Annotated in this window: 33 protein-coding genes and 1 pseudogene; 31 read left to right on the top strand and 3 right to left on the bottom strand. The window is 31.3% G+C overall.

The genetic code is table 11. The annotated features are described in order from the left end of the window. Positions 1 to 6: 6 nt before the first annotated feature. The 25 genes from BN1075_RS18315 (at position 7) to BN1075_RS22460 (ending at position 17,966) form a co-directional block, all read left to right on the top strand. Positions 7 to 1,338, top strand: coding sequence for a phage portal protein (locus BN1075_RS18315; protein ID WP_042387444.1), 1,332 nt, complete (start codon positions 7 to 9; stop codon positions 1,336 to 1,338). Continuing rightward, complete coding sequence (locus tag BN1075_RS18310; RefSeq protein WP_040194766.1) at positions 1,325 to 2,059, top strand: minor capsid protein; 735 nt, start codon at positions 1,325 to 1,327, stop codon at positions 2,057 to 2,059. The genes BN1075_RS18315 and BN1075_RS18310 overlap by 14 nt, the downstream gene beginning before the upstream one ends. Positions 2,060 to 2,232: 173 nt before the next feature. Next, complete coding sequence (locus tag BN1075_RS18305; RefSeq protein ID WP_040191046.1) at positions 2,233 to 2,508, top strand: hypothetical protein; 276 nt, start codon at positions 2,233 to 2,235, stop codon at positions 2,506 to 2,508. A gap of 127 nt (positions 2,509 to 2,635) precedes the next feature. Continuing rightward, complete coding sequence (locus BN1075_RS18300; protein ID WP_040194765.1) at positions 2,636 to 3,220, top strand: DUF4355 domain-containing protein; 585 nt, start codon at positions 2,636 to 2,638, stop codon at positions 3,218 to 3,220. Positions 3,221 to 3,247: 27 nt separating this feature from the next. After that, complete coding sequence (locus BN1075_RS18295; RefSeq protein WP_040194764.1) at positions 3,248 to 4,171, top strand: hypothetical protein; 924 nt, start codon at positions 3,248 to 3,250, stop codon at positions 4,169 to 4,171. Between the two features lie 47 nt (positions 4,172 to 4,218). Beyond that, entirely contained in the window at positions 4,219 to 4,353 is a 135-nt protein-coding gene (locus BN1075_RS22390; RefSeq protein ID WP_268871550.1) for a hypothetical protein, read from the top strand. A gap of 9 nt (positions 4,354 to 4,362) precedes the next feature. Beyond that, positions 4,363 to 4,629 carry a hypothetical protein gene (locus BN1075_RS18290; RefSeq protein WP_040194763.1) on the top strand — a complete coding sequence of 89 codons (267 nt, stop codon included), beginning with the start codon at positions 4,363 to 4,365 and terminating at the stop codon, positions 4,627 to 4,629. A 10-nt stretch (positions 4,630 to 4,639) separates the two neighbouring features. Further along, entirely contained in the window at positions 4,640 to 5,050 is a 411-nt protein-coding gene (locus BN1075_RS18285) for a DUF6751 family protein (RefSeq protein ID WP_040194762.1), read from the top strand. Positions 5,051 to 5,052: 2 nt separating this feature from the next. After that, the gene (locus tag BN1075_RS18280) at positions 5,053 to 5,412 is read left to right on the top strand and encodes a minor capsid protein (protein ID WP_040194761.1); all 360 of its coding nucleotides are present in this window, start codon (positions 5,053 to 5,055) and stop codon (positions 5,410 to 5,412) included. Continuing rightward, on the top strand, positions 5,409 to 5,843 hold the full coding sequence (locus BN1075_RS18275) for a hypothetical protein (RefSeq protein ID WP_040194760.1): 435 nt from the start codon (positions 5,409 to 5,411) through the stop codon (positions 5,841 to 5,843). The genes BN1075_RS18280 and BN1075_RS18275 overlap by 4 nt, the downstream gene beginning before the upstream one ends. Then, entirely contained in the window at positions 5,844 to 6,323 is a 480-nt protein-coding gene (locus BN1075_RS18270; RefSeq protein WP_040194759.1) for a hypothetical protein, read from the top strand. It begins immediately after the preceding gene. 12 nt (positions 6,324 to 6,335) lie between these two features. Then, complete coding sequence (locus BN1075_RS18265; protein WP_040194758.1) at positions 6,336 to 6,677, top strand: DUF6673 family protein; 342 nt, start codon at positions 6,336 to 6,338, stop codon at positions 6,675 to 6,677. Next, positions 6,677 to 7,273 carry a bacteriophage Gp15 family protein gene (locus tag BN1075_RS18260; RefSeq protein ID WP_040194757.1) on the top strand — a complete coding sequence of 199 codons (597 nt, stop codon included), beginning with the start codon at positions 6,677 to 6,679 and terminating at the stop codon, positions 7,271 to 7,273. Before BN1075_RS18265 ends, BN1075_RS18260 begins: the two co-directional genes overlap by 1 nt. Positions 7,274 to 7,323: 50 nt before the next feature. Then, the gene (locus BN1075_RS20960; protein ID WP_052406638.1) at positions 7,324 to 7,935 is read left to right on the top strand and encodes a hypothetical protein; all 612 of its coding nucleotides are present in this window, start codon (positions 7,324 to 7,326) and stop codon (positions 7,933 to 7,935) included. Between the two features lie 55 nt (positions 7,936 to 7,990). Next, entirely contained in the window at positions 7,991 to 10,204 is a 2,214-nt protein-coding gene (locus BN1075_RS18250; RefSeq protein ID WP_052406637.1) for a phage tail protein, read from the top strand. After that, on the top strand, positions 10,197 to 11,039 hold the full coding sequence (locus BN1075_RS18245) for a phage distal tail protein (protein ID WP_040194756.1): 843 nt from the start codon (positions 10,197 to 10,199) through the stop codon (positions 11,037 to 11,039). Before BN1075_RS18250 ends, BN1075_RS18245 begins: the two co-directional genes overlap by 8 nt. 19 nt (positions 11,040 to 11,058) lie before the next feature. Continuing rightward, a complete protein-coding gene (locus tag BN1075_RS18240) occupies positions 11,059 to 11,679 on the top strand; it encodes a hypothetical protein (protein ID WP_040194754.1) in 621 nt (206 codons plus the stop codon). Then, entirely contained in the window at positions 11,658 to 12,953 is a 1,296-nt protein-coding gene (locus BN1075_RS18235) for a siphovirus ReqiPepy6 Gp37-like family protein (protein ID WP_042387442.1), read from the top strand. The genes BN1075_RS18240 and BN1075_RS18235 overlap by 22 nt, the downstream gene beginning before the upstream one ends. Positions 12,954 to 12,966: 13 nt before the next feature. After that, positions 12,967 to 15,156, top strand: coding sequence for a hypothetical protein (locus BN1075_RS22010; RefSeq protein WP_040194753.1), 2,190 nt, complete (start codon positions 12,967 to 12,969; stop codon positions 15,154 to 15,156). 12 nt (positions 15,157 to 15,168) lie between these two features. Further along, on the top strand, positions 15,169 to 15,354 hold the full coding sequence (locus BN1075_RS18225; protein WP_040194752.1) for a hypothetical protein: 186 nt from the start codon (positions 15,169 to 15,171) through the stop codon (positions 15,352 to 15,354). Between the two features lie 13 nt (positions 15,355 to 15,367). Continuing rightward, positions 15,368 to 16,009 carry a hypothetical protein gene (locus tag BN1075_RS18220; RefSeq protein ID WP_040194751.1) on the top strand — a complete coding sequence of 214 codons (642 nt, stop codon included), beginning with the start codon at positions 15,368 to 15,370 and terminating at the stop codon, positions 16,007 to 16,009. Between the two features lie 2 nt (positions 16,010 to 16,011). Next, positions 16,012 to 16,257 (top strand): hypothetical protein, encoded by a 246-nt coding sequence (locus tag BN1075_RS18215; protein WP_040194748.1) that lies wholly within the window; start codon positions 16,012 to 16,014, stop codon positions 16,255 to 16,257. Between the two features lie 26 nt (positions 16,258 to 16,283). Beyond that, positions 16,284 to 16,517 (top strand): hemolysin XhlA family protein, encoded by a 234-nt coding sequence (locus BN1075_RS18210; protein ID WP_040194746.1) that lies wholly within the window; start codon positions 16,284 to 16,286, stop codon positions 16,515 to 16,517. A gap of 13 nt (positions 16,518 to 16,530) precedes the next feature. After that, positions 16,531 to 16,815: a phage holin family protein gene (locus tag BN1075_RS18205; protein ID WP_040194745.1), complete on the top strand. Its 285-nt coding sequence runs from the start codon at positions 16,531 to 16,533 to the stop codon at positions 16,813 to 16,815. 44 nt (positions 16,816 to 16,859) lie between these two features. Beyond that, positions 16,860 to 17,966 (top strand): peptidoglycan recognition protein family protein, encoded by a 1,107-nt coding sequence (locus tag BN1075_RS22460; RefSeq protein ID WP_197072344.1) that lies wholly within the window; start codon positions 16,860 to 16,862, stop codon positions 17,964 to 17,966. 177 nt (positions 17,967 to 18,143) lie between these two features. Here BN1075_RS22460 and BN1075_RS18195 read toward each other — a convergent pair whose 3' ends face one another. Further along, complete coding sequence (locus BN1075_RS18195) at positions 18,144 to 18,662, bottom strand: hypothetical protein (RefSeq protein ID WP_040191364.1); 519 nt, start codon at positions 18,660 to 18,662, stop codon at positions 18,144 to 18,146. A gap of 366 nt (positions 18,663 to 19,028) precedes the next feature. Between BN1075_RS18195 and BN1075_RS20955 the strand changes: the two genes are divergently transcribed. Continuing rightward, on the top strand, positions 19,029 to 19,472 hold the full coding sequence (locus tag BN1075_RS20955) for a LysM peptidoglycan-binding domain-containing protein (RefSeq protein WP_052406636.1): 444 nt from the start codon (positions 19,029 to 19,031) through the stop codon (positions 19,470 to 19,472). A 187-nt stretch (positions 19,473 to 19,659) separates the two neighbouring features. Beyond that, positions 19,660 to 19,902: a DUF6290 family protein gene (locus BN1075_RS18185; protein ID WP_040194743.1), complete on the top strand. Its 243-nt coding sequence runs from the start codon at positions 19,660 to 19,662 to the stop codon at positions 19,900 to 19,902. On the opposite strand, the gene BN1075_RS20950 is transcribed toward BN1075_RS18185, so the two are convergent. Then, positions 19,892 to 20,179 carry a helix-turn-helix domain-containing protein gene (locus BN1075_RS20950; protein WP_197072343.1) on the bottom strand — a complete coding sequence of 96 codons (288 nt, stop codon included), beginning with the start codon at positions 20,177 to 20,179 and terminating at the stop codon, positions 19,892 to 19,894. The two genes, BN1075_RS18185 and BN1075_RS20950, sit on opposite strands and share 11 nt — an antisense overlap. Here BN1075_RS20950 and BN1075_RS18175 point away from each other — a divergent pair. The 4 genes and pseudogenes from BN1075_RS18175 to BN1075_RS18160 form a co-directional block, all read left to right on the top strand. After that, a pseudogene (locus tag BN1075_RS18175) lies at positions 20,180 to 20,683 on the top strand (FAD-dependent oxidoreductase); the annotation flags it as partial. Between the two features lie 207 nt (positions 20,684 to 20,890). Beyond that, entirely contained in the window at positions 20,891 to 21,589 is a 699-nt protein-coding gene (cuyB, locus tag BN1075_RS18170; RefSeq protein ID WP_040194742.1) for a cysteate racemase, read from the top strand. Positions 21,590 to 22,064: 475 nt separating this feature from the next. After that, complete coding sequence (locus BN1075_RS18165) at positions 22,065 to 22,820, top strand: YdcF family protein (RefSeq protein WP_040194741.1); 756 nt, start codon at positions 22,065 to 22,067, stop codon at positions 22,818 to 22,820. A 194-nt stretch (positions 22,821 to 23,014) separates the two neighbouring features. Next, the gene (locus BN1075_RS18160) at positions 23,015 to 23,515 is read left to right on the top strand and encodes a YrvL family regulatory protein (RefSeq protein ID WP_040194740.1); all 501 of its coding nucleotides are present in this window, start codon (positions 23,015 to 23,017) and stop codon (positions 23,513 to 23,515) included. Between the two features lie 40 nt (positions 23,516 to 23,555). Here the strand turns inward: BN1075_RS18160 and BN1075_RS18155 are convergent, their stop codons facing one another. Then, on the bottom strand, positions 23,556 to 24,689 hold the full coding sequence (locus tag BN1075_RS18155; RefSeq protein WP_040194739.1) for an aldo/keto reductase: 1,134 nt from the start codon (positions 24,687 to 24,689) through the stop codon (positions 23,556 to 23,558). Positions 24,690 to 24,742 lie beyond the last annotated feature (53 nt).

The following is a 24,742-nucleotide window of genomic DNA, read 5'->3' as shown; positions in this document are numbered from 1 at the left end:
GTTTATATGGGTTTTTTAGATGATAATAAAGAACTTTTAAATAATATAAAAAGTGATTTTGAAGCTAGAAAAATTATTTATGATAAGATTTATGATTATTGTGTTACTGGGAAGAGTGAAGCTTATAAAGATTATAAGCACAACCCTAAAAGAAGCAATTTAAAAGTAAGGACTAATTTTATTAAGAAATTTATAAAAGAAGAAGTATCATATCTTTTATCTAATAAACCAACTTATATAAGTAAAAGTGATAATTCTGAAGAGATTGAATTTATAAATTTTAAATTATCGCATTGGAATAAAAATCATGACAAGATGCTACTTAGAGATATGCTATCTTATGGAAGTGTATATGAATTATACTATACTTCTAAAATAGGAGAAGAAGTATTATTTAATTCTAAAATAGTTAGTCCTAGAGATGGATATTTGTTTACTGATGATTTTGGAAATTCCGAGATGTTTTTTAGATTTTTTAAAAAGAAATTTGATACAAATCAATATATAGATATCTATACTCCAGAGTTTATTTATCATGTTGATGATAGTTTTACAGAAGTTTCTAAACCAACTATTAATTTATTTGGAGAAGTTCCTGTAAAAGTTGGAGATGTAAGTACTTATAAAGAACATGATACATTATTCAATGAACTTAAGGACTTACAGGATGCATATGAAACTAACTTAAGTGATATAGTTAATGAAATATCTGATTATAGATTAGCGTATTTAATTATGCTTGGATGTAATATAGATTATAAAACCAAAGATGAACATGGTAAAACTCAACTAGATTATATGAAGGAAAAAGGTATTATTAATGTCAATGAGAAAGAGGTAATAATAAAATTTTTAACTAAAGACATAAATGATACATTTGTTCAAAATACCTTAGATATTCTTAAGAAAAACATCTATGAAATTAGTAATCACATTGATACTAATGAAAAGATGCAAAGTAATATTTCTGGAAGTGCTTTAAGAAATAGATTAATAGGATTAGAGCAAAGGGTGAGAGATAGTGAAGGATCTATGAAAAATATTATTCAGGGTAGGATGTATTTTTTACTAAAACTATTTAATAAGCTTGAAAGTATTAATTATGATTATAGAGATATATCTGTCAAATTTACACTAAATATTCCACAGGACGATTTGCTAATGGCTCAAACATTAAGCCAATTTGGAATAGGAGAGAATATATCTTTAAAAACTGCCTTAGCTCAATTAAGCTTTGTGAATAATCCAGATAGGGAAATAAAGCTTATTGAGACTCAGAAAAATGAATCAGAGATTGATATAGATAAAACTTTAGGTGATGAATATGCACAAGAATAAAAATGAAGAAGAATTAAATTTTATTGAAAGTCTTTATGATGATGCAGAAGAAGAAATAAAAGCAGTTTATAAAGAGCAAAGGAAGAGTAGAGATAATTTACTTAATGAATTAGCTTTAATAATGTTATCCTACACTATTCTAGATGGATTAATGAGCCTTACAAGAACAGATAAAAAGAAAGAGTGCAATAGGTTATCTAATATACTTCTTAAGTCTGCAAAAGAGCAAGGGAATGCACAAAAGAGCATTATATCAAACATATTAGTTGATACTGTAAAGAAAACTTTTAAGTTTTACTCTTATAATGCTAATTTAAAAGATGTTCAAAAGATTATTGATAATAATTTCAAAGGAAAACACTTCAGCGAGAGGGTCTGGGATAATGAGCGTGCTGTAGCTAGAAAACTTCATCAACAAATTAATGATTTTCTAAATGGAAAGATTAATGTTAATCAAATAAAAAAAGAAATTGAGAAGACCTTTAACAATGGTGCTTATAATACTAAACGATTAGTAGAAACAGAAGTTAATAGATGTGAAGATGAAGCATTTAAGCGCTTTTGTAAAGAGGTTGGAGTTAAGAAAGTAAGAAGAAATGAGGTTCTTGATTCTAAAACATGTGAAGAATGTGCAAAACTCGATGGAGTTATATTTGATTTAGATAATGCTCCTGGAGCTATTCATCCTTTATGTAGAGGGTTTAATGAAGTATATGAATAGGAGATGTTTATATTGAAGCTTATTAAAAAGTTAAAACAGATATTTAATACTAGGAATCATGAACATGAAATAGTTTATCAAAAAGACTTTGGTTACAGATGTAAATGGTGTAATAAACCTAAATCACAATGTAATTAAGGTCTTTTATTATATTTAAAATTAAGGAGGAGAATATGGCTAAGTATAGAAAGAAACCAGTTGTAATTGAAGCTTTTAAGTGGACTGGAGACATGAACCAAGTAGAAGACCCAAAGTGGATAATTGAAGCAATTAAAAAAGGTACTATTTGGTTTGTAAATTATGAAGCCGATAAAACATGTGAAATGCTTATAAAGACATTAGAAGGAAGTATGAAAGCTAACCAAGGTGATTACATTATAAAGGGCATTAATGGGGAAATTTATCCATGTAAACCGGATATATTTGAAAAGACATACGAAAGAGTTTAATTAAGTCTTAGGAAACTAAGGCTTTTTATTATGCCCTAAACATGGCTTTAAACTGTTTGAAATACAAAACAATTTATGTTCTAGGGTGTTTTACAGCAGTCTAGAGGATAGAGGAGGAATATTAATTATGAAAAAATCAGATGCATTAAAGCTTTTAGAAAAATTAAAAGATGAAGAGGACATTAATGAACTTTTTAAAGGAACTGATGTTGAAGCAGCTTTTAAGGTTGAACCTACATTGGATGTGTTTAAGACTAAATTAACGGAAAAAGAATTTAAGTCTTTTATGGATTCAGAAAAGGACACACACGCTAATAAGGCTTTAGAAACATGGAAAGCTAATAACTTACAAACAATTATTAATGATGAAGTTCTTAAGGCTACAGGTAAAAAGAAAACCCCAGAGCAGATCAAGATTGAAGAACTTGAGAAAAGCTTCAATGAACAGAAAGCAAAAGCCGAAAGAGCTGAAAAAGTGGCCAAGTATAAAGACGTACTAGCAGAGAAGAAAATACCAGGAGAAATGATTGACTATTTCTTAACTGATGATGATGAAACAACGAATACTAGGATTGACAATTTTGCAACTTATGTGGAAGGGATAGTTAGTTCAAGTGTAAAAGAAAAAATTGCTAATGGTAGTTATACTCCACCAGGGGAAAATGGAGCTGGTGATTTAACTGTAGATGATTTAGCAAAAATGATGATGTAAAATTTAAATTTAAAGGAGAATGATAATATGGCAAATACAATTGCATACGCAACATTATTTCAACAAGCTTTAGACAAGGCGGCAGTAGCAAAATTAACCTCTGGTTGGATGGATGCTAATGCTGGACAAGTTATTTACAATGGTGGTAAGGAAGTTAAAATTCCTAAAATGAACATGGATGGTTTAGGAGATTATTCTAGAGCAAATGGCTTTACTCAAGGTTCAATAACTCTTGAATATGAAACTAAAACTATGACACAAGATAGAGGAAGAACATTTATGTTAGATTCTATGGACGTAAATGAGTCTAATTTCGTGGCTAATGCTACAAATGCTATGGGGCAATTCCAATCTACCAAGGTTGTTCCTGAAATAGATGCATACAGATATTCAAAAATAGCAAGTTTAGCTATAGCTGGAAGTGTAGCAAGTGGGGGGAATACTATAGATGAAACAAATGTTTTAAAACTTTTAAAAGCTGATATAACTGCAATTGAGGATATTGTTGGAGATATTCCATTGGTTATAACAATGTCAACTCCTATAGCTGCTATACTAGATGACAATGAAAAAATAAGCAAAAGATTAGATGTTACTGAATTTACTAAAGGTGATATTATAACTAAAGTAAAATCATTTGATGGACATCCAATTGTTAAAGTTCCAAGCGCAAGAATGAAAACAGCTTACACATTCTATGATGGTAAAAGTGGTGGACAAACTGCAGGTGGATTTGTAGCAGCAGCAGAGGCTAAAAATATTAACTGGATAATAACTCCAATGTATGCACCTATTGCAGTTAATAAAACTGATAAGGTTAGAATTTTCGACCCTAACACAAACCAAGATGCTGATGCTTGGAAGTTAGATTATAGGAAATATCATGATCTTTGGATAATGGATGAAGCATTAAAAATTTGCAGAGTAAATATAAAGGAAGCTTTAGTTTAGGATTAGGTATTTAACCTAGTCCTTTTCTTCTGAAAGGAGATTGAATCATGGAATTTAAGTATAAATTAAAGAGAATGAACGTTGTTAAAGTAACTAATGATAAAGATACAAAGGATAAGCTTATTGCACAAGGTTTTGAACTTATAGGGAAGCAAAAAGAAAATGAAAAACCTAAAGAGTAGGTGTTAATAATGGGAATTTCTATTGAAGAAAAAAAGGCAATAGCTGTTATTAAAAATTATCTAAATGTCGAATGGGAAGATAGTTACATTTTATCTGAATATGATTTTGCAGTAGATCAGTTAATTCAAAATGCTAAAAGTGCTAAAAATGCTGATATAAAATCAATATCAGAAGGAAATCAATCAATAAGCTATAAGGATAATTCGGGGGCATGGACCGTAACAGATGACATTAAAGCAATGTTACCAAAACCTTATATAAAGCTTTTTTATTAGAGGTGATATTATGGCAGTTTTAATTAAAAATGCAGATATAACTATCTATAATAAATACTATGATTTATTCAGTGAGCTCTACAAGTATCAAAGGACAGTTATCAAAGGTGTAAACTGGCAAGCTAAAAGAAATGGTACTGTAAGTGATAAAGGATTGCTTATAGCGGATAGTACAATTGTTTTTATTGATAAGTTAGACAATTATATTAGTCCTAAAAGATTTGCTAAACTACAACCTTTAGATAGAGAAAAGTATTTTACTATTGGTGTAGATGATAAAATCGTTAAAAGTGAAGTAGACTTTGAAGTTATAGGATTTAAACCGTATAGTATTTCAGATTTAGAAAAAGAATTTGATGATGTAATAACAATTAAATCTGTTACTGAACTCTCAGGTCATTTTGAAGTAGAAGGTGTGTAACTATGGCTACAACAGTAAGAATTAAAATGAATGATACTCAAAAGATATTATTAAAGAGAGCTCTTAATAGGAATGGTGAAGGGCAGATTAAATTTACAAAGGAAGTAGCGAAGCATTGTAATAACTGTACACCATACCTAAGTGGACGACTTAAAGATATGAATGTTGAGTTACAGAAAGATAAGATTATTTATAATGCTCCATACGCACGGAAGCAATATTATCTTAATAAAGGAAATGGTAAGCAAGGATTAAACCAAGGTGGACTAAGAGGTAAGCAATGGGACAAGCGCATGTGGATAGATAACGGTGATAAAATAGTAAAAACTATAGCCGAATTTTGTGGAGGTAGAGCTAAATGATAATTAAAGCATTAAGGGATTATATGAGAAATTTAAAATGTCTAGAAACCTTCAATAGTGCTATAAGAGTAAATGTGAATTTTTTAGAAGAAAATATAGATACTTATTCCATAGAGGAAGTACCAATAGATCCTATAATTAAAAAGTATGTTAATGGGGATAGTATAAGGCAATATGCTTTTATATTTACATCTAGGGAGCCTTATGGCGTTGATGTTTTAACAAACATTGATAATTCTGGGTTCTATGAAAAATTAGCAGATGAAATTGAAATAAACAATAATAACGAAATATTTCCAGTACTCGATAATGGGTTAGAGCCTTTAGAAATTAAAGTTACATCTACCGGGTATGCATTTGCAGTAACTGAAGATACAGCTCAGTATCAAATAAATTTAAGACTAAAATATTTTAAGAGGGGAATGAAATAAATGAGTATAAGAAAAAGAAAAGTACAAGCCAATTATTTAAAGGTTAATGAAGCTTTTGAATTACTAGGTACAGGATTTACAGAGTTAAATGAAAGTCCTAGTGCACAAACAACTTCTAAAAGATATATAAATCAATCAAGTGCAAGTCAATCTGTTAATGGATATGAATGGAGTTCTAGTTTTAATACTGATCAAATAGTTTCTGATAAAGCTATTGAATATATAAGAGAAATTGGTGAAATGCAAAAGACAGGTGCTGAAACAGAAACAGAGTATATTATAGTTGATTTGGATAAAGAGGCACAAACAGCAGGATATAGAGCAAGAAAGTTTAAAATTGCGATAGCAGTAGATAGTTTTGATGATAATGATGGAGAGCTTGGAATCAGTGGTACTTTTTTAGGGCAAAGTGACCCAATTGAAGGAACTTTTAAAACCGATGAAAAAAGTTTTACAGAAGGATTCACTGCTAAAGGTTAGGAGGAATAGTAAATGAAAGTAAATGGTGTTGAATTAGAGGACATAGATATATATGATCTTGATGTTGCTGAAAAGTATGAGGATGCTATGGCAAGGATTAGTGAGATACAAGAGAAAGTTAAAACTTTAGAAGGTGCACAAGGAATAAGAACAATATGTAAGAGTATCTTTGAAGTATTTAATACTATGTTTGGAGAGGGTGCTGATAAAAAGATATTTGGGGATAGAGTTAATTTGATGACTTGCTTAAAGGCCTTAGAAGAGTTTCTTTTACAAATTAATGAGCAGAAGAAAGAAATTAATAAATTTTCAACTAAGTATTCTCCTAATAGAGCTCAGCGAAGAAAGAAATAATGAATTTACTTATTGATATTATTCCTAAAACTATAAATATAGAGGGTGAAGATTATGAGATTAACTCTGATTTTCGCACCTCTATTTTATTTGAGCTTTTAATGCAAGATAACACTATTGCAGAGGAAGAAAAGATCTTTATGGCACTAGAACTTTATTATCCGATTATCCCTAAAAACATTAAAGAAGCAATAGAGCAAATGCTATGGTTTTATAGATGTGGTAAGGATGTTACATCAACTAAAGGCAATAGTAAAAATAGTAGAACTACTCAAATTTATTCGTTTGAATATGATGATGATTATATTTATTCTGCATTTATGGACCAATATGGCATTGATTTGCAAGATATAAAGTATTTGCACTGGTGGAAGTTTAAAGCAATGTTTAAAAGCCTTAAAGAAGATAATATGATAGTTAAAATTATGGGATACAGAAGTATGAATTTAGCTGAAATTAAGGATAATGAACAAAAGGCTTATTATAAACATATGAAAGAACTTTATAAAATTCCTATGTCTAAAGATGAAAGAGAAAAGCTGAATGCTATTGAAGAAGCTTTATTAAATGGGAGAGATGTAAGTAAATTATTGTAATAAATCTCTTTTTTGTATTATAATTTTATAAAAAGGAAAAGAGGGATATTATGTGGTTTAATAATGAACCTAAATATTATAAAAAATTAGGATTAATTAAATTATGGGATAGCTTTTCTAAGGATGAAAAGAAGATAATTGAGCACTATTATAAGTATGAGATTTTAGGAAATATTGATATTTTTAAGGATAGTCCTGGATTAAATAATAATGATTTCAAGGCAATAGTTTCTTTAATATATATTGGCAACTATAAAAAAGTTTATTCAATTGCATATAAATCTATTTCTTATTTATATGATAATAATATTTGGGGACATGATCCTATTGATATTCACTTTTTTTATAATGCATGTATTGAACTTTACTACAAACCTAAAAATAGAGATATATTAGATATTGAAGAAGCAAAAAAATATTGTTATTTAGATATTCAGTTGGCTTTACAAGAAGAAAAGGCAATTAGAGGTATTGGCAACGGCGAGTTTCCTTTTATGCCTTCATTTAAACAACTTACAATTATTTTAGAAAAAGAAAATAATTATGATGAAGCTATTAGAATATGTGAAATAGCTATTAAATTAAATCTCGATGATAGTACTAAAGGTGGTTATATTAAGAGATTGGAAAAATTAAAAAGAAAAAATAATATAGGTAAATAAAAAGCACTAATAATAGTGCTTTTTTATTTTATAAAGAAAGTAGGTGAGTGAATGAATGGCTGATGGAAGGATTATAATTGATACCCAAATTGACAGTAAAGGTGCAGAAGGTGGTATTAAAAGTCTAGGTGGTAAATTAGGTAGCTTAGCCAAAACTGGATCGGTTGCGATAACAGGAGTAGTTGCTGCTGCTAGTGCGGCTGTAACTGCATTAACTACATTATCAACAAAACAGTACGCTGAATATGAACAGTTAGTTGGTGGAGTTGAAACTCTATTTAAAGATAGTAGTGATATAGTTATGAAATATGCTGATAATGCTTATAAGACTGCTGGATTATCTGCAAATGACTATATGAGTACTATAACAGGATTCTCGGCATCTTTGTTACAAGGCTTAGGGGGAGATACCCAAAAAGTAGCTGAAATAGGAAATAAAGCTGTTACTGATATGTCGGATAATGCTAATAAAATGGGAACTTCTATGGAAAGCATACAAAATGCTTATCAAGGGTTTGCTAAACAGAACTATACTATGTTAGACAACTTAAAATTAGGATATGGTGGAACTAAAGAAGAAATGCAAAGACTTCTTGTAGATGCAGGTAAGTTAAGTGGAATGGAATATAGTATAGGCAATTTTAGTGATATAATCGAAGCAATTCACGTAGTACAAACAGAACTAGGAATAACAGGTACAACAGCTTTAGAAGCATCGGAGACTATTTCAGGAAGTTTTGGTGCGATGAAGTCAGCTTGGAAGAATATGCTTACTGCGTTTGCGGATGATAATGCAGATTTTGATACTGTTGTAGGAAATCTTGTTACTAGTATAAGTACTTTTGGAAAAAACATATTACCGAGGATAAAAACGACTTTAGAAGGAATAGGTATATTTATTCAAGAATTCGCTTGGCAAATACCTAATATAATAATGGAGATAATGCCTAGTGTTGTTGATTCTGGAATAGAAGTGGTAGGAGCATTGGTAAACAGTTTGGTAAGTGCAGCACCAATGCTGATAGATTCGGCGGTTAATATAATAAAAACTTTAGTAAATGGAATAAAGGGTAATTTGCCATCTATAGTCAGCTCAGCTATGGAAATACTTAATTCTTTGGTTGATGGTATAGTAGAAGTTCTACCTATGTTATTAGAACTTGGATTGCAAATGCTGATTACACTGGGACAAGGTATAGCTTCAAACTTACCAGCTTTGATACCTACTATAATAAATCTAATGATATCTATGTGTGGTATGATAATTGAAAATTTACCTCTAATTTTAGATGTTGCAATAGATATTATATTAGCTTTAGTTCAAGGTTTAGTTACTGCTTTACCGACTTTAATTTCTGAAGTGCCAAGAATAATCAATGAATTTTCTAATGCTATATATGGGACTTTACCTCAAATACTTCAAGCAGGTATAGAAATATTAATGATGCTTATTAAAGGATTGATTGATAGTATACCAACCTTGATAGCTAACATACCTCAAATTATAATGGCTATAGTAAATGCAGTTACTTTATATAATTGGGCTGGATTAGGTAAGAACTTAATCAATTGGATTAAAGATGGCATTTTATCTATGAAAGCTAATATAGGTAATGTAGCTAACGGTGTTGCTGAATGGGTTGGAACATCGATAACTAATATATTTAAAGGTGGTCTAAGCTGGGGTAAAAACTTGATTTCTAGTATAGGACAAGGGTTCTCTTCTATGATAAGTTTCTTAGGTAATTCTGCTAGTTCTGTTGCAACTAATGCATTAAATGCAATCAAAAATATATTTAAAGGTGGATTTAATATAGGTAAAGACCTTATTAGAGGTATTTGGAATGGTATCAGTAGTATGGGTGATTGGATACTGAATCTCATTGGGAATTTTGCAGGAAATATAATAGATGGGATTAAAGGATTCTTTAAGATAAAATCACCATCTAGATTGATGAGAGATGAAGTTGGTAAATACTTAGTTCAAGGAATTGGAGTAGGGGTTGATATGGAAACTCCAAACTTACAAAAAGATATTGATGCAAATATGAGCGATCTAGTTGACAAAATGAAAACAGCAGTAGACTATGAAGTTGCTATGACTACTGAGAGAGTTACATCAAGCAGTTATAGAAACATTCCAGCTACAGTGACTAATAACAATGATAATGGAGTAACTCAAAATGTAACAATAGTTAATCCTGAAAGAACGCCAAGTGAAAATGCTAGAGCTCTTAGAAAAGTTGGGAGGGAATTAGCCTTTGGATAGAAAATTTATTAATGTAACATTTCAAAGTAACAATAAAACATTAAAACTTGTAGATGATTATAAATTAATTAAAATTGAAGGTATTGAAAGCTCTGATTATGAAATAACTATAGAAAACTATATGCAATATGATGGTGGATATACAAGTAAAAAGAAAATACTACCTAGAGATATATCTATTTTATTTGATTATTGTAATTTGAAAAATGATAAGATAGAGCGTCAACAAGTAATTAAATTTTTCAATCCTAAATCACAGGGGATTTTAACAGTTAATTATTGTGGAGTGGAGAGATACATTATATATGAAGTAGAAAGCTTTAAGGAAGTAAGAAAGAGTTTACATGAGCCATTAAGTTTCAATCTTAATTTAGTTTGTCCAAATCCTTATTTTGAAGATATTATTATTGGTGAAACAATATCAACTTTTATTGGTGGTTGGAAGTTTAAGTTTAAGCTGCCATTTAGATTTAAACAAAAAGGAGAACCTAAAAAAAATATCTATAATGATGGACATGTTGATACACCAGTAGAGATAATATTCAGGGGACCAGCAGTTAATCCAAGTGTTATAAATCATGCTACTGGTGAATTTATCAAGGTTGAAAGGACATTAACCTCGGATGATACTTTATATATAACAACTGAGTTTGGAAACAAAAAGGTAGAGATTGAGCGTAATGGTATGCGACAAAATGCATTTCACTACATAGACTTAGATTCTACCTTTTTTCAGCTGCAGCCTGGTGACAATATGATTGAATATACTACAGATAATGAATTAGAACCTCAAAGTGTAGAAATAAGATATAGAAATAGGTATATAGGAGTATAGGAGTATAGGAGGGGGAATTTTGGAGCATAGTGGATTTTTTAATGGAGACCAGGAATATGGTCAAGAAGAATTTAATAGGTACTTTGATAACATTTATGAAAGTGGATTAAGTGTAAAAGATGATAATACTATGACATTAGGAGTTACAAGCGAAGCATCTACTATAAAGGTAGATAGAGGATTTGCAATAGTTAAAGGATTTTACCTTTATAATGATAGTGTAAAATCAATTGCAGTTTCTCCAGATAGCAATTATGACAGAATAGATAGAGTTGTTATAAGACTTAATATAAGTAATAGTAAAGTTACTATAGAGATTAAAAATGGAATAGCAGGTAGTAAACCACAGCCTCCAACACTACAAAGGGATAATTTAATATATGAATTATCTTTAGCACAGATTTATGTACCTAGAAGTGGAAGTATAACAATAACTGATGAGAGGTATAGAAAAGAGCTTTGTGGAGCCATAAGACCTAAAAATTTAATGGAGTTTAACAGTATGCTTAAAGGATTTACAGATCAATTTGATAGGTGGTTTAATTCTCAACAGGCAAAAGGTTGGAGGAATGTATTTATTCAACCAGAGAGACCAGTAGAAAGTGTGCGAGGTTCCATATGGATACAAACATTAACATAAGAATATTTGATAAAGATATAAATTTTCTTGGAGAGGTGGATAATTTCACTTCTCTTTTTTATATAAGAAAATGGGAAACTTATGGAGAGTTTGAATTTCATTTATCGAAGATAGATAAAACTTTAATTAAAAAAGGTAATATCATAATGCTTAATAAAGATGGAAATAGAACAGGAGTTATTGAGCATATAGAAATCAATGAGGAAAGTACAGAGGATATTACCATAAAAGGCTTTTCACTTTTATACTGGTTAACCCAAAGAATTACTGTTCCACCAGCTGGACAAGATAATCATTCTTTTAATTGCAATGTTGAAGATATAATGATTAGTTTAGTGGAGACCAATGCAGTAGATCCTACTGATATTAATAGAAAAATACCTAAGTTAATAGTTGATACCTCCAAAAATAGAGGGGATAGGCTACAGTTTCAAACTAGGTATAAAAATTTATCTGATGAATTGACAAAACTATCTAAGGGAAGTGGCCTTGGATTCACTATAGATTTAGATTACAGAAATAAACAGTTTATTTTTAAAGTTTTAGAAGGAAAAAATCTAAGTTATGGTCAAGGAATTAATCCTCCAGCTATTTTTAGTAAAGACTATGACAATATTCTTAAGCAAAATTACATTGAAAGTGATGTAGGTTATAAAAATGTTGGTTATGTGGCTGGGCAAGGTGAAGGTGCAGGTAGACAGATTAAAATTATCAGTAATGAGTTGACTGGATTTGATAGAAGGGAAACATTTATAGACGCTAGGGATATTGAAGAAGGTGGAAGTTTAATAGATAGAGGAAGGCTTAAACTCTCTGAATCTCAACAAATACAATCATTTGAATGTGAAGTTGATACTCGAGAGTATAAAAAGACTTGGGACTTAGGGGATATAGTAACAACTTTAAATAAAAAATTAGGACTTAGAGTAGATAATAAAGTTGTAGAAATTAGAGAAGTATATGAAAGTAATGGATTTAAAGTTGAACCTACTTTTGGAAGTCCAATTCCTACTTTAGGAGAAAAAATAAAGCAAATGACTGATTCATCATCTGGTGGCTCATCAGGAGGTGGAGGGTATGATAAGTCATATACATTCAATCAAATTTCACCAAAAGAAGTTTGGAAAATTCCTCACGGTCTTGGTAAATATCCTTCTGTAACAGTAGTAGACAGTGGAGGTAATAAGGTTGTTGGAGATACAAAGTATATTGATATAAATAACTTAGAAATTAGCTTTGTCGGTGGATTTAGTGGAATAGCTTATTTAAATTAGGGGGTGATAAAACGTGAAATATCTTTCAAATTTAGACTTGAATAAAAATGAATTACAAAATGCCAGGATTCAAAACCTTGCTACTGCTCCAGCAAGTCCAGTTAGTGGACAGGTTTATTTTAATAGTGCAGATAGTAGATTTTATGGATGGAATGGTTCAGGGTGGATTGACTTAGGTCAAGTGTTAAACGGAGCTAGTATAGTAAGTTTAATTAATGGTTCAAGTAGCTTAATTGATGATGATAATTTAAGTGTTGCAGTAAATGATGCAGTTACTAAAAAGCACAGCCATACTAACAGTACAATACTTAATGCTATGGAGCAGGCTTTTACAACTGCATTAAAAAATAAATTAGATGGAATACCATCTAATGCAACTAAGGTTGAAAAATCAAATACAAATGGGAATATAAAAATAAATGGTACTGAAACACCGATATATTCACATCCTGGCAGTGGAACCAATCCACATAATACAACCAAGAGTGATGTGGGATTAGGAAATGTAGAGAATAAAAGTTCAGCAACAATAAGAGATGAATTAACAACCTCTAATATTAACAAGGCCTTAGGGTTTACGCCTAAGAAGATTATACAAGGGGTGGAAAGTGCTAGACCAACTGCTACAGGCTCAATGATTATATATATAGCTACAGATACTAAAAAGATTTGGTTAGATACTGGAGCTAATACCTGGTTACAAGTAGGAGGACAAGACACTATAGCTTGGGGAAGTGTTACGGGTAAACCAAGTACATTTACACCACCAACAGCAAGTCCAACAGTTCTTGGAGGAATTAAAGTTGGTAATAACTTATCCATTGATGCAGATGGTACATTAAATGCTAATGATAATCCTACTAGCTATATTGTTAAGCAAGAAAAGTTTATAGCAACAGCTGGACAAACTGTATTTAACTTAACTAAAGGAAAATATAGACCAGGATTAGGAACTCTATCAATATTCCTAAATGGTGTAAAAATAGCTAATACAGTATTAGAAGAAACTTCACAGACAAGCTTTACTTTGAAAACAGGATTGTCAGAAGGAGATTATTTATTAGCTGAATATGTGGAGCTTATAAATGTAACTCCATATCCAATACATGCAAATGAGCATCTACCAGGAGGAAGTGACCCTATTCCAGAAGCTACAACATCAAAGGCTGGATTAATGAGCTATAGTGATAAAAGTAAGCTTAATGGTGTTGCTTCTGGTGCTAATAATTATGTTCATCCAAGTGGTGATGGCAATATACACGTACCAGCAACAGGAACAACTAATAACGGTAAAGTTCTAAAAGCGGGAGCAACCGCGGGAAAGGTAACGTGGGACAATGTTACTTGGGCAGAGATAACAGGAAAGCCGAGCACATTTACACCTTCAGCACACAAGCATAGTCCAGCTGACATAAATCAAGATGCAAGTAATAGATTTGTTACAGATTCGGAGAAATCAATATGGAATGGGAAGGCAGCAGGAAATCATAATCATGGGTTAGCTAGTTTATCAGAAAAAAGCTATAACTCATTAACTGATAAACCAAGTTTAGGAACTGCAGCAAGTAAAAATACAGGAGTAGCATCTGGACAAGTTCCTTTAATCGGTAGTGATGGTAAGCTAGATCCAACAATAATGCCAGCTATAGCTATTTCGGATACATTTGTAGCTAATTCACAAACTGCCATGTTAGCATTAACGGCTGAAGTTGGTGATATTTGTATAAGAACAGATTTAAATAAATCATTTATATTAAAAATAGCTGGAGCAAGCATATTAGCTAACTGGCAAGAGCTATTAACTCCATCTGATAAAGTTCAATCTGTAAATGGTATGACTGGAGCAGTAACATTAAATAAATCTCATGTAGGCCTTGGAAATGTAGACAATGTTAAGCAGGCTAGTAAATCTGAATTTGATACACATCATGGAGATAATACCAGGCATATAACTACAGCTGAAAGAAGCACATGGAACGCTAGAACTAGAAAATATTCAGTAGATATTGGTAATGGAAGTTTAACTACTATTCCAGTAACTCATAATTTAGGTTCTATGGATGTGACTATAACAATTAGGGAGAAAGCATCTCCTTACAATGTGGTTTTCGCAGATATACAATTTGTTGATAATAACAAATTCAATATATTATTTGGAACAGCACCTACAAGTAATCAGTATAGAGTTACGGTAGTGGGTTAAGGAGGAATATGAGTGAAATTCTTTGGAAAGGAACTTAAATTTAATAACAAAGATGTAGCTTTAAAAGAAAACATTCCAACAAAATTGAGCCAGCTTACAAATGATTCGGGATTTACTCAAAATGCATTAAAACAAACAGTAAGTGCTACTCAACCAACTGACTCAAAGCAAGGGGATGTATGGATAAAATTAATATGAGGAGAGTGATAGAATGGCAGTTAAAGATGCAGTATATCTAGTTGATAATGGAACTGGATTTGATGAATTTCACTTTAAAACGAAGGCAGCGCAAGTAATATGTAAAGATAATAGGTCAGTTGAAGTAAATTTGAGTGAAAAGGCTAAAAAGACAGAATTAACAAATGGAACTATAACAGTAAAGAAGAGTGAACGTGCAGTAAACTTACAAGAAATACTTACAGTGTTACCAGCAACAGCAGAAAGCAATGAATTTAATATATGGCTTCCAGATGGAGAAGAAAAAGAACTATCATTTTATGGATATTTTGCAGAATCAGTTTCTGTGGCTATAAGAGGTATTCACGTTGGGACTGGAAACTACAGCAGAGTTACAACTCACACTGGAGCAACAATTGTTACTACAGAGCATCCAAACAAATGGGGAGTTATTTTAGGAACTGTAAACGGAGGAGTTAATGTAATAAACATGAAAGTAAGAAGAGTTGCTCAAAAGCTTTATATAGATGGAACCATGGGAGATGGACAAAAAATGATTCAGTTTAATGGCGTTGGTCCGCTTGGTTCAGGTGTCGCGTCTAGTGTTGATATTCAGCTTTATGCAAAACATGGAGCAGAATTATACTTAAAAGTTGCATCAAAGGTAGGTGAGTAAATATGACAAATCAAGAATGTATGGCTGATTTAGAAAGAATAACGGAAATTAGTAAACTTAAAGAGCAGCAAGCAATCTTAAAAGAAGAATATATAATATTAAAGATGAAGGAAGAAAGTAGTGTTTCAACATATAGAAGTACAACAAGATATAAAAGAGCTGTTGATGAAGGAGTAGTAAAAACTGCAGCGGAAGTAGCGAAAGAGTATATGACTATTGAGGAACAAATAAATCAATTAGAACAATAAATAAGAGAATATGTAGGAGGCTTAGAATGAGCGAATCAGATGCAATTCAAGAGGTGCGTGAAACATGTATTGAGATAAAAGGTCTTTTGAAAAATATGAGTGATACAACTGAACTAAAGTTAAAGAATTTTGAAGAAAAAATTAAGGTAGCTAATAATCGTATAGCTGATCTTGAAGAAACAAATAAATGGTTATGGAGAGCCTTTGCTGGTAGCTTAACAAGTGCAGCAATGGCTCTTTTAATTAATATTAAATTTTAAGGAGAGATGATCTATGGAAAACTTATTAACTTTTATCCCAGAGAACTTAGTTATAGTTATTTTTGCTTGCTATGCATTTGGAGCGTTTTTAAAGCAGCTACAGAGCTTTAAGGATAAGTATATAACATTAGCACTCATGGTGTTTTGTATAACATTCGCAGTGTTATTAAATATAATTAATGCAGAATATAAGGTTTTATTTGATGCTATTGTAAATGCAGTGCTACAAGGTATTTTATGTTGGGGAGTAGCAGTAGGAATAAATCAGACAAGTAAGCAGCTTAAAAAATCAGAGTAGATTTAATTTCTACTCTTTTTATTTTAAATTTAGGAGGAATGTATATGTTAATTCAAAGATTAATTTCATCAGATAAATATGGTATTAAATGTCCTTACGTTATGGATCCTATAGGTATTTGTATTCATAACACTGCTAATGATGCTTCGGCAGCTAATGAGATTGCATATATGCAGAGAAACAACAATGAGGTTAGTTTTCATATAGCTATAGATGATAAAGAAGCAATTCAAGGAATTCCATTTAATCGTAATGCTTGGGCAGCAGGTGATGGAAACGGACAAGGAAATAGAAGATATATTCATGTAGAGATTTGTTATTCTAAATCAGGAGGACCTAAATTTGAAGCAGCAGAGAGGATAGCAGCTCAAGAAGTAGCAGCATTATTAAAGCAATATGGATGGGGAATAGATAGAGTTACGAAGCATCAAGACTTTAGTGGAAAATATTGTCCTCACAGAACCTTAGATATGGGGTGGCAAAGATTTTTAAATATGATTCAAGATGAATTGAATGGAACATCTCAGCCAACTAATGAGTTATACAGAGTAAGAAAAACATGGGCAGATGCGGCAAGTCAAAAGGGAGCATATTCAATTAAAGAAAATGCCGTAGCTGAATGTAAAAAACATAGTGGCTATAATGTATATGATAGTAAGAGGAATGTTGTATATTCAAATGGTGGATCTCACACATCAGAATCTACACCAACTAAAGAAAAAATTGATTTATTTAGTAGAGTAGCTGTAAATGGTAGAGGTTCAAAGTACTATGATTGGGTAAAGAACTTAACTGACTATACTGGAGATATGAAAAATCCTTGTTGCCTATTTATGGCTTACCCAACTAAAGGAGAGGTGCGCTTTAGGGTATCTCCTATAAGTGAGGGAAGATATTATTCAGAGGTACAAAACTATTATTCTTCAAAAGGGATTTATGATGAAGCAGGACTTCCAAACGTACCATTTGATAAAATTCAAATGAGATTTGATTTACCAGGTTACAAAATTAGATATCGTGCAATGTGCAATGGTTGTTGGTTAGATTGGGTTGAGAATGGAAATTCATATATGGAAGGTCACAATGGGTATGCAGGATTAGGAGATGGAACACCTATAACTGCAATAGAATGTGAAATTGTGGCTAGATAATTAAAAGGCTAGTGGGTTAATTCCCAACAGGTTTACTTTTGAGTTGCAAAAAAGATTTTCACATGGAAAATCACAAATAGTTTCACAGTAAAATTCACACAAAGAAAACCAGAAATATTTAAATCAATATTTCTGGTTTTTGCTTTAGTTATATTAAATATATGGATAACCCTTGATTTATTTATTTAATTCTTCTATGAATACAGATAAATCTCCATGTAAATTACTAATTAGATTACTATTATTAAGTTTCCAATTTCCCTCTTCTTCACTAAGGTTGAAGTAATATGAGAATTCTTTTTCAATATTAGTATTCTTTTCAGTCAAAATAAAAGTTACATCATAACTATGGACATCTTCATCAGATGATTTTTTAGTATTAATCTTTAAGTCCTTTATTTCCATATCTATCTTCGAACCAAACCTGTCATTTTCTCCACTTTGAGTAGATTCACCAATACGATATACTGGACCATACCATCTATTATTGCAAAATGATGTATAAGCATCCTCAGTAAAGTATTCTTTGTAAAGTTCACTATCAGGACGTGAATCTGTAAAGAATGTTTCGATAAAGTTTGTAATTAAGGTTATTTCTTCAGAATTCTTTTTGCTACCACAACCTGAGAATATAAATGGTACAGCTAATGTAATTACTACAATGCTCATAATAAAGTTAGATAGTTTTCTTTTCATACTTTAGATTCCCCCTTAAATTTTATTAATTTTATTTATAATTCAATATAAAATATTGAATTATACTTAATTATACATCAAATATAATTTAACTTCCACTATTTACAATTTTATCTAAAATAAAGAATATCCTTGTAGGTATATACTTTATTTGCTATTCCTATTTTCATAGCTGGTGTTTTCCTATCCTCCTTAGGTCCGCTACCTTGAAGAGTACAGAAGTTATATACAGTTCTAAATATAGTTATTATCTGTTGAGCGTACTTTGGGTTATAATTTGCTGATACATGTACCTATGACGGTAAATATGAAATTTGGCAGTATACTAGTTCAGGACAAGTAGCTGGAGTAAGTGGAAATTGTGATATGAATATATCATATACAGATTTCCCATCTATTATGGCTAAGTTAGGCAAGAATGGGTATTCAGCAAATGACAATAAACCAGTTGAGCCATCTAAACCAACTCCACCACCTGCAGCATATAACACATACACAGTTCAACCAGGGGACACATTAAGTGGTATTGCTAGTAAATATGGAACTACTTATCAGAGACTGGCTGAGATTAATGGAATTACTAACCCTAACATCATTCATGTAGGACAAGTTCTTAAAGTATACGGAACTACTGCATCTATATCAGTAGGTTCAAGAGTTAAAATTGTTGGGTCTAACTATGCAACAGGACAAACTATACCAAGTTGGGTTAAAAATAATGTTTACACAGTACAACAGATAAGTGGTAGCAAAGCTCTTATTAAAGAGATTGTAAGTTGGGTATATATAAAAGATTTAATTTTAGTTTAATTTTAAGGCTAGTGGGTTAATTCCCGCTAGCCTTATTTTTATGTTCTAATACTCCCCTATATTGAATAAAGTGTTATTACATAGGTACTCCCCTGTGTACACAATGTGTACTGAGGGGATGCACAATGTGAATTAAACCTTTATAAAAAAGTATAAAATCTTAATAACAAGAAAGTGGGGGAGACACATGAACACATTTGAAGTAATGAAACAAAAGATAAATAATCAATTAAAGCAACAGCAAGAAAAATTAAAACCAAAAGAAATTATTGATGATAGACAAGCTTTCGATTCAAGAATAAACTGGAGAGTGACCGAGGAAGAAAAGAATTTAATCAAGGATATGGCCAAGCTCCAGCACATGGATGTATCAACTTTTTTAAGACAGTTAGTTTTTAATTGGTACATTAATGATTATATTAAAAATTAAAATAATCTAATCGCAATTTAAAAGTTTTAATTATCTTATATTGAATATTAGGTGATGGAGTTTTATATCCATTTTCCCAGTTTGCTACTGTGGTATTTTTATTACCAATCATAGCACCGAACTGATTTTGGGTTAAACCTAAGCTTAATCTTAGTTTTCTAATTTTTTGACCTACATTATCTGTAGGCAAAGCACATAGCACTGAATCTTTATAAGATTTTAAACTAATATATAAAGGTTCAAGGGCAATATTAAAAAATGTTGCATTTTTGTACATACTGCACATGCAAAATTAATGACTTCATATTATCCATTAGATAAACTCAGAAAGATTGAAGGATTAGAGGATGCTAAATTTGTCGATCCATATGCAGGTGGAAAAGGGAACTCTATAAGATATTTATCAGTTGCGCCAAGAAGCAATCAGATGAAGGTTATAGGAGTAGATAATCTTTTCTGTGCTGGAGAAAAAAGCGGTTTATTTGTAGGACATACAGAGGCTATGACCACTGGTTTTTTAGCAGGGCACAATGCAGTTAGAAGCCAATTAGGAATGCCTATGTTAACCCTTCCTAGAAATTTAGCTACTGGTGATTTAATTGCTTATGCTAATGAAAAGGTAGAGACTATAGAAGGCAGACGTAATCGTTATACATTTGCAGGGGCAGAGTTTTTTAATAGGATGAAGGAAAGAGGTTTATACACATTAGATATTGATGAAATAAAAGCAAGAGTCAGTAAGCTTTCATTAGATAATATATTTGACCAAAAGCTTGTATAATGTATTTTTATGAATAATATATTTAGCTTTATATAAAAATTAAAATTAAGTATCTGTTTTAGTAAAGCATGTATAGCAACAAAATAATGAAAGAACCTCCTTAGAGGTTCTTTTTTAGTGTCTGAGAAATATTCATCATTGAAGAATAAATATAATTAAGTTTTACTATATATTTAATATATAGGATTAATTTAAGGAGCGGATTCAATGAAGAAAACTATAGGAATAATAGGTGGCATGGGACCAATGGCAACCATAGATTTATATAGGAAAATCATTGAGGTTACACCTGCTAACTCAGATAATGACCACATTCATGTGGTTATTGATAGCAATACCCTTATTCCAGATAGGACAGCTTATATTCTTGGAAAGGGAGAAGATCCAGCTATGGAGATGATAAGAACAGCTATATCCTTAGAAAATATGGGTGCAGATTTTCTAATTATGGCCTGTAACACAGCTTATTATTACTACGATAGAATAATACCATTTATAAAGATACCTATGCTAAATATGATAGATGAAACAGTGAGGGAAATAGCAAAACTAAAAATGAATACGGTAGGATTGCTTGCAACGGATGGAGTATTAGCATCCAAGGTGTATGAATATAAGCTGAACGAATATGAGATTAACATAATAAAGCCGAGTGAAGAAGGACAGAAGGTGGTCATGGACTTAATATACAATGGAATTAAAGCTTCAGATTTTTCTTTAGATATATCTAGATTTCGAACAGTTATTGAGGAGCTTTATTTCAGTGGAGCTGAAACCTTAATATTAGGATGTACAGAGCTGCCAATTGCCTTTGAAAGGTTCAGTTTAAAGGGGAATGCAATTGACCCAACAAAGATACTAGCAGAAAAGGCTGTACAATTTGCTTTTAATAATAAAAATAATTAAGGAAAACTCAAAATAAGTATCTGTCATGTATAAACCAAAATCTACAGAAACTCTGTGAGCATAGTAATTTGATTTTGCTTTCATTTGTACATGGAGCTAATGTTCCATTAAATACTATCTTTAGTATCATTTATGTATTTTCAAGCATATTTTATGAAAGTTTTAATATATTTTATTATAAATTTATCTGAAAGGAGATTTATTAATGGCCAAGGCAAAAGCTACAAAAAAATCATCCACTAAAAAAGATGCAAAGAATGACAAGGGCAAAAAGAATTCTGGGAAGAAGAAATAAACTAAGCACCTTATCTGAAGCATGAAGTTTTAGATAAGGTGTTTTATTATTTTAATAATTTTGTAATTTATTTGTAGTTTAAACTAGGTATAATAAGATATATATTGATATATAATTTTTGTAATGGTATTTAATAGGCTGATATACATTGTTGGTTCGATGAAATTTGGGGAGGATGAAATGGAAATTATAAGCGTTATATTTGGAATTTTAGCTGTTTTATCAGTAATATATTTTATTATACTTATTATATCTTCAGGGATAGGTGCTGCCTTTGCAGTTTTTTGGTTAGTTCTTGGGGGAGTATTTATGGCTATCAGTTTGTCTTTACATAAGATAATAAGAAATAACGTGGTGATCAATAAAAGTATTTGCATCACGGTGGGAATAGTATTTTTGATGTGTGCATCTTTCTTTGGATATGTAGAGGGAAAAATAATTTATGCTGCAAATAAAAGACCAAAGGCTGGGGCTGAGTATTTAATTGTATTAGGAGCAGGGGTAAATGGCACTGTACCATCACAAACCTTAAAAAATAGAATTAATGCAGCCATTGATTATTTAAAAGAAAATCCAGATACTTTAGTAATTGCATCTGGGGGCCAGGGGACAGGAGAAGATGTTAGTGAAGCTGAAGTTATAAAGGATTATCTTTTATTAGGGGGCATAGCTCCGGAGCAAATAATTCTTGAAGACAAATCTACAAGTACTGTAGAAAATATTGAATTTAGTAAGGAATTTATTGAAGATAAGGATTCTAGTGTTGTATTAGTAACCAGTGATTTTCATATAATGAGAGCTACAAAGATTGCAAAAATGCAAGGGTTTACCAGTGTAAGTGGATGTCCTGCAGCACCTGGTTATTTCACAAAGCTTAATAATTATGTTAGGGAATTTTTTGCAGTTGTAAAAGATAAGCTATGTGGCAACATATAGGTAAATAAAAGATTATGAATTAAAATGGTAGAAAATAAGGAAAAATCCAGCTGGCTGGATTTTTTTTATGTGCAAAAGAAATAACTTATTGTTTATTTTATTAATATATTGTGTATATTGTTTGTAAGATTTAATTTAGTGTGTTATAGTCATATTAGATAATAATGAGAAATTTTATTAGAATGGAGAAGTAGATGAACGAGAATAAAAAGGTCTTGAGCTTATTTTTCGGAATTGCTGGACTAGCTGTATCCTTTATAATATTTTTTGCCATTTCTGTAATTATAGGGGCAGGTATTTTAAATATTTTAGGTTTTGAATATACTGCAGTTTCATATGTGGTATTTTTCTTTCTCATTTATACAATAGCAGCTTTCTTTGTGGAGCCCTTTGTGGAAGCCTATGTTTTAGCAGTTACTGAAATGGGAAGATTGAATAAGTTTATAAGCGAATCAATTGGCTTTATATTTTGTGTTGGATTTGACATTATTTTAATTTCTTTAATAGAAACAATGATTGACGGAATTATGATTTCGGATAGAACTATTGTGTTATTTGCCATGATTACTTATGTTTGTGGGAAAATATTTGAAGAGATCCTTTATAGAGATGCAGTTGAAGAAGTTGTAGAGAAAAAGAGTAAAAAAGTTAAGAAAGCTTTTGGAAGAAAAAAAAGTAAAAGTGAAGAAGAATAAAAACAGTGCTTAAAATTTATAAGCACTGTTTTTATTTTATCTAATTATTCATATCTTTAACGAGTTCTGTGATTTCACTCATTTTTTCAGGAATATTTATGCCTTGAGGACATTGACTTACACAAGCACCACAACTTATACAGTTGTGAGATTTTGAAGAATCCTTAAGTGACCCATAAGCTGTTTTGAATACGGCTTTAAATTTACTTACAGCATAATTATTGTAAACTTTAAAGACTTCAGGAATATCAACACCTATTGGGCAGTCCATGCAGTAACGGCAGCCTGTGCAAGGTATAGTGTTATTCTTTTTATAAGCATCTAGGGCAGCTTCAACTACCTTTTTATCGGCTTCATTTAATGGTTCAAAATTAGTCATAGTTGCCACGTTATCCTTCACTTGCTCCATGTTAGACATACCACTTAAAACTGTCAAAACATTTGGGAAGGTAGCTGCATATCGGATTGCCCAAGAAGCGATACTCATATCAGGGCGGGCAGCCTTAAAGATTTCATTTGATTCTTCACATGGGTTTGCAAGGGTACCTCCTCGCACTGGCTCCATTATGATGCAAGGGATTTCTCTTTCAGCAAGAATTTCATATTGCTCTTTAGAGTTATATAATTCCCAGTCTAGGTAGTTTAGTTGAATTTGGGCAAAATCCCAAGGGTATTCATCGGCTATTTCTGCTAACACCTCTGGTTTATCGTGAAAAGAAAAACCTAAATGACGAATTTGGCCTTCTTCTTTTTTCTTCATAAGGAATTCAAATATATTAAAGTCCTTTATAGTTTGGAATTTTGATGCATCAAGAGCATGACAAAGATAGAAATCAAAGTAATCTGTTTGGCAGTTCGCAAGCTGTTCATTGAATATCCTTTCCACGTCACTTTCTTCTTTTATTAACCAGATTGGAAGCTTGGTAGCCAAATTAAAGGATTCACGTGGATATTTTTTTAAAGCATGACCAACAAATTTTTCGGATTTTCCTCCATGGTATGGGTAAGCTGTATCAAAGTAATTTACACCGTTAGAATAAGCATAATCAACAATTTCTTGAGCCTTATCATAATCAATGTCTGTAGTGCTTCCTTCAACAAGTGGTAGTCTCATACATCCAAGACCAAGCAGTGAAACTTTTAGATTTGTATTTTTATATGTTCTCTTTTCCATAATTTATTCCCCCTATGAGATTTTATTCAACGATATTTCGCTCCCCTAATAAT

It is taken from the genome of Clostridium culturomicium (genome assembly GCF_000821305.1).
Lineage (GTDB): Bacteria > Bacillota > Clostridia > Clostridiales > Clostridiaceae > Clostridium_J > Clostridium_J culturomicium.
Note: the sequence above shows the minus strand (reverse complement) of the source record. Positions and strands in the feature narration are given on the sequence as shown.

Excerpts from the sequence above, each read along its gene's own strand:
- BN1075_RS18285 (WP_040194762.1), top strand. The coding sequence starts at position 4,640 with ATGGCAGTTTTAATTAAAAATGCAGATATAACTATCTATAATAAATAC.
- BN1075_RS18275 (WP_040194760.1), top strand. The coding sequence starts at position 5,409 with ATGATAATTAAAGCATTAAGGGATTATATGAGAAATTTAAAATGTCTA.
- cuyB (WP_040194742.1), top strand. The coding sequence starts at position 20,891 with ATGAAGAAAACTATAGGAATAATAGGTGGCATGGGACCAATGGCAACC.
- BN1075_RS22390 (WP_268871550.1), top strand. The coding sequence starts at position 4,219 with ATGGAATTTAAGTATAAATTAAAGAGAATGAACGTTGTTAAAGTAACT.
- BN1075_RS18205 (WP_040194745.1), top strand. The coding sequence starts at position 16,531 with ATGGAAAACTTATTAACTTTTATCCCAGAGAACTTAGTTATAGTTATT.
- BN1075_RS18300 (WP_040194765.1), top strand. The coding sequence starts at position 2,636 with ATGAAAAAATCAGATGCATTAAAGCTTTTAGAAAAATTAAAAGATGAA.
- BN1075_RS20950 (WP_197072343.1), bottom strand. The coding sequence starts at position 20,179 with ATGTACAAAAATGCAACATTTTTTAATATTGCCCTTGAACCTTTATAT.
- BN1075_RS18290 (WP_040194763.1), top strand. The coding sequence starts at position 4,363 with ATGGGAATTTCTATTGAAGAAAAAAAGGCAATAGCTGTTATTAAAAAT.
- BN1075_RS18250 (WP_052406637.1), top strand. The coding sequence starts at position 7,991 with ATGGCTGATGGAAGGATTATAATTGATACCCAAATTGACAGTAAAGGT.
- BN1075_RS22460 (WP_197072344.1), top strand. The coding sequence starts at position 16,860 with ATGTTAATTCAAAGATTAATTTCATCAGATAAATATGGTATTAAATGT.
- BN1075_RS18210 (WP_040194746.1), top strand. The coding sequence starts at position 16,284 with ATGAGCGAATCAGATGCAATTCAAGAGGTGCGTGAAACATGTATTGAG.
- BN1075_RS18305 (WP_040191046.1), top strand. The coding sequence starts at position 2,233 with ATGGCTAAGTATAGAAAGAAACCAGTTGTAATTGAAGCTTTTAAGTGG.
- BN1075_RS18260 (WP_040194757.1), top strand. The coding sequence starts at position 6,677 with ATGAATTTACTTATTGATATTATTCCTAAAACTATAAATATAGAGGGT.
- BN1075_RS20960 (WP_052406638.1), top strand. The coding sequence starts at position 7,324 with ATGTGGTTTAATAATGAACCTAAATATTATAAAAAATTAGGATTAATT.
- BN1075_RS18265 (WP_040194758.1), top strand. The coding sequence starts at position 6,336 with ATGAAAGTAAATGGTGTTGAATTAGAGGACATAGATATATATGATCTT.
- BN1075_RS18220 (WP_040194751.1), top strand. The coding sequence starts at position 15,368 with ATGGCAGTTAAAGATGCAGTATATCTAGTTGATAATGGAACTGGATTT.
- BN1075_RS18165 (WP_040194741.1), top strand. The coding sequence starts at position 22,065 with ATGGAAATTATAAGCGTTATATTTGGAATTTTAGCTGTTTTATCAGTA.
- BN1075_RS18160 (WP_040194740.1), top strand. The coding sequence starts at position 23,015 with ATGAACGAGAATAAAAAGGTCTTGAGCTTATTTTTCGGAATTGCTGGA.
- BN1075_RS18270 (WP_040194759.1), top strand. The coding sequence starts at position 5,844 with ATGAGTATAAGAAAAAGAAAAGTACAAGCCAATTATTTAAAGGTTAAT.
- BN1075_RS18215 (WP_040194748.1), top strand. The coding sequence starts at position 16,012 with ATGACAAATCAAGAATGTATGGCTGATTTAGAAAGAATAACGGAAATT.
- BN1075_RS18315 (WP_042387444.1), top strand. The coding sequence starts at position 7 with ATGGGTTTTTTAGATGATAATAAAGAACTTTTAAATAATATAAAAAGT.
- BN1075_RS18235 (WP_042387442.1), top strand. The coding sequence starts at position 11,658 with ATGGATACAAACATTAACATAAGAATATTTGATAAAGATATAAATTTT.
- BN1075_RS18155 (WP_040194739.1), bottom strand. The coding sequence starts at position 24,689 with ATGGAAAAGAGAACATATAAAAATACAAATCTAAAAGTTTCACTGCTT.
- BN1075_RS20955 (WP_052406636.1), top strand. The coding sequence starts at position 19,029 with ATGAATATATCATATACAGATTTCCCATCTATTATGGCTAAGTTAGGC.
- BN1075_RS18310 (WP_040194766.1), top strand. The coding sequence starts at position 1,325 with ATGCACAAGAATAAAAATGAAGAAGAATTAAATTTTATTGAAAGTCTT.
- BN1075_RS18280 (WP_040194761.1), top strand. The coding sequence starts at position 5,053 with ATGGCTACAACAGTAAGAATTAAAATGAATGATACTCAAAAGATATTA.
- BN1075_RS18185 (WP_040194743.1), top strand. The coding sequence starts at position 19,660 with ATGAACACATTTGAAGTAATGAAACAAAAGATAAATAATCAATTAAAG.
- BN1075_RS18195 (WP_040191364.1), bottom strand. The coding sequence starts at position 18,662 with ATGAAAAGAAAACTATCTAACTTTATTATGAGCATTGTAGTAATTACA.
- BN1075_RS18295 (WP_040194764.1), top strand. The coding sequence starts at position 3,248 with ATGGCAAATACAATTGCATACGCAACATTATTTCAACAAGCTTTAGAC.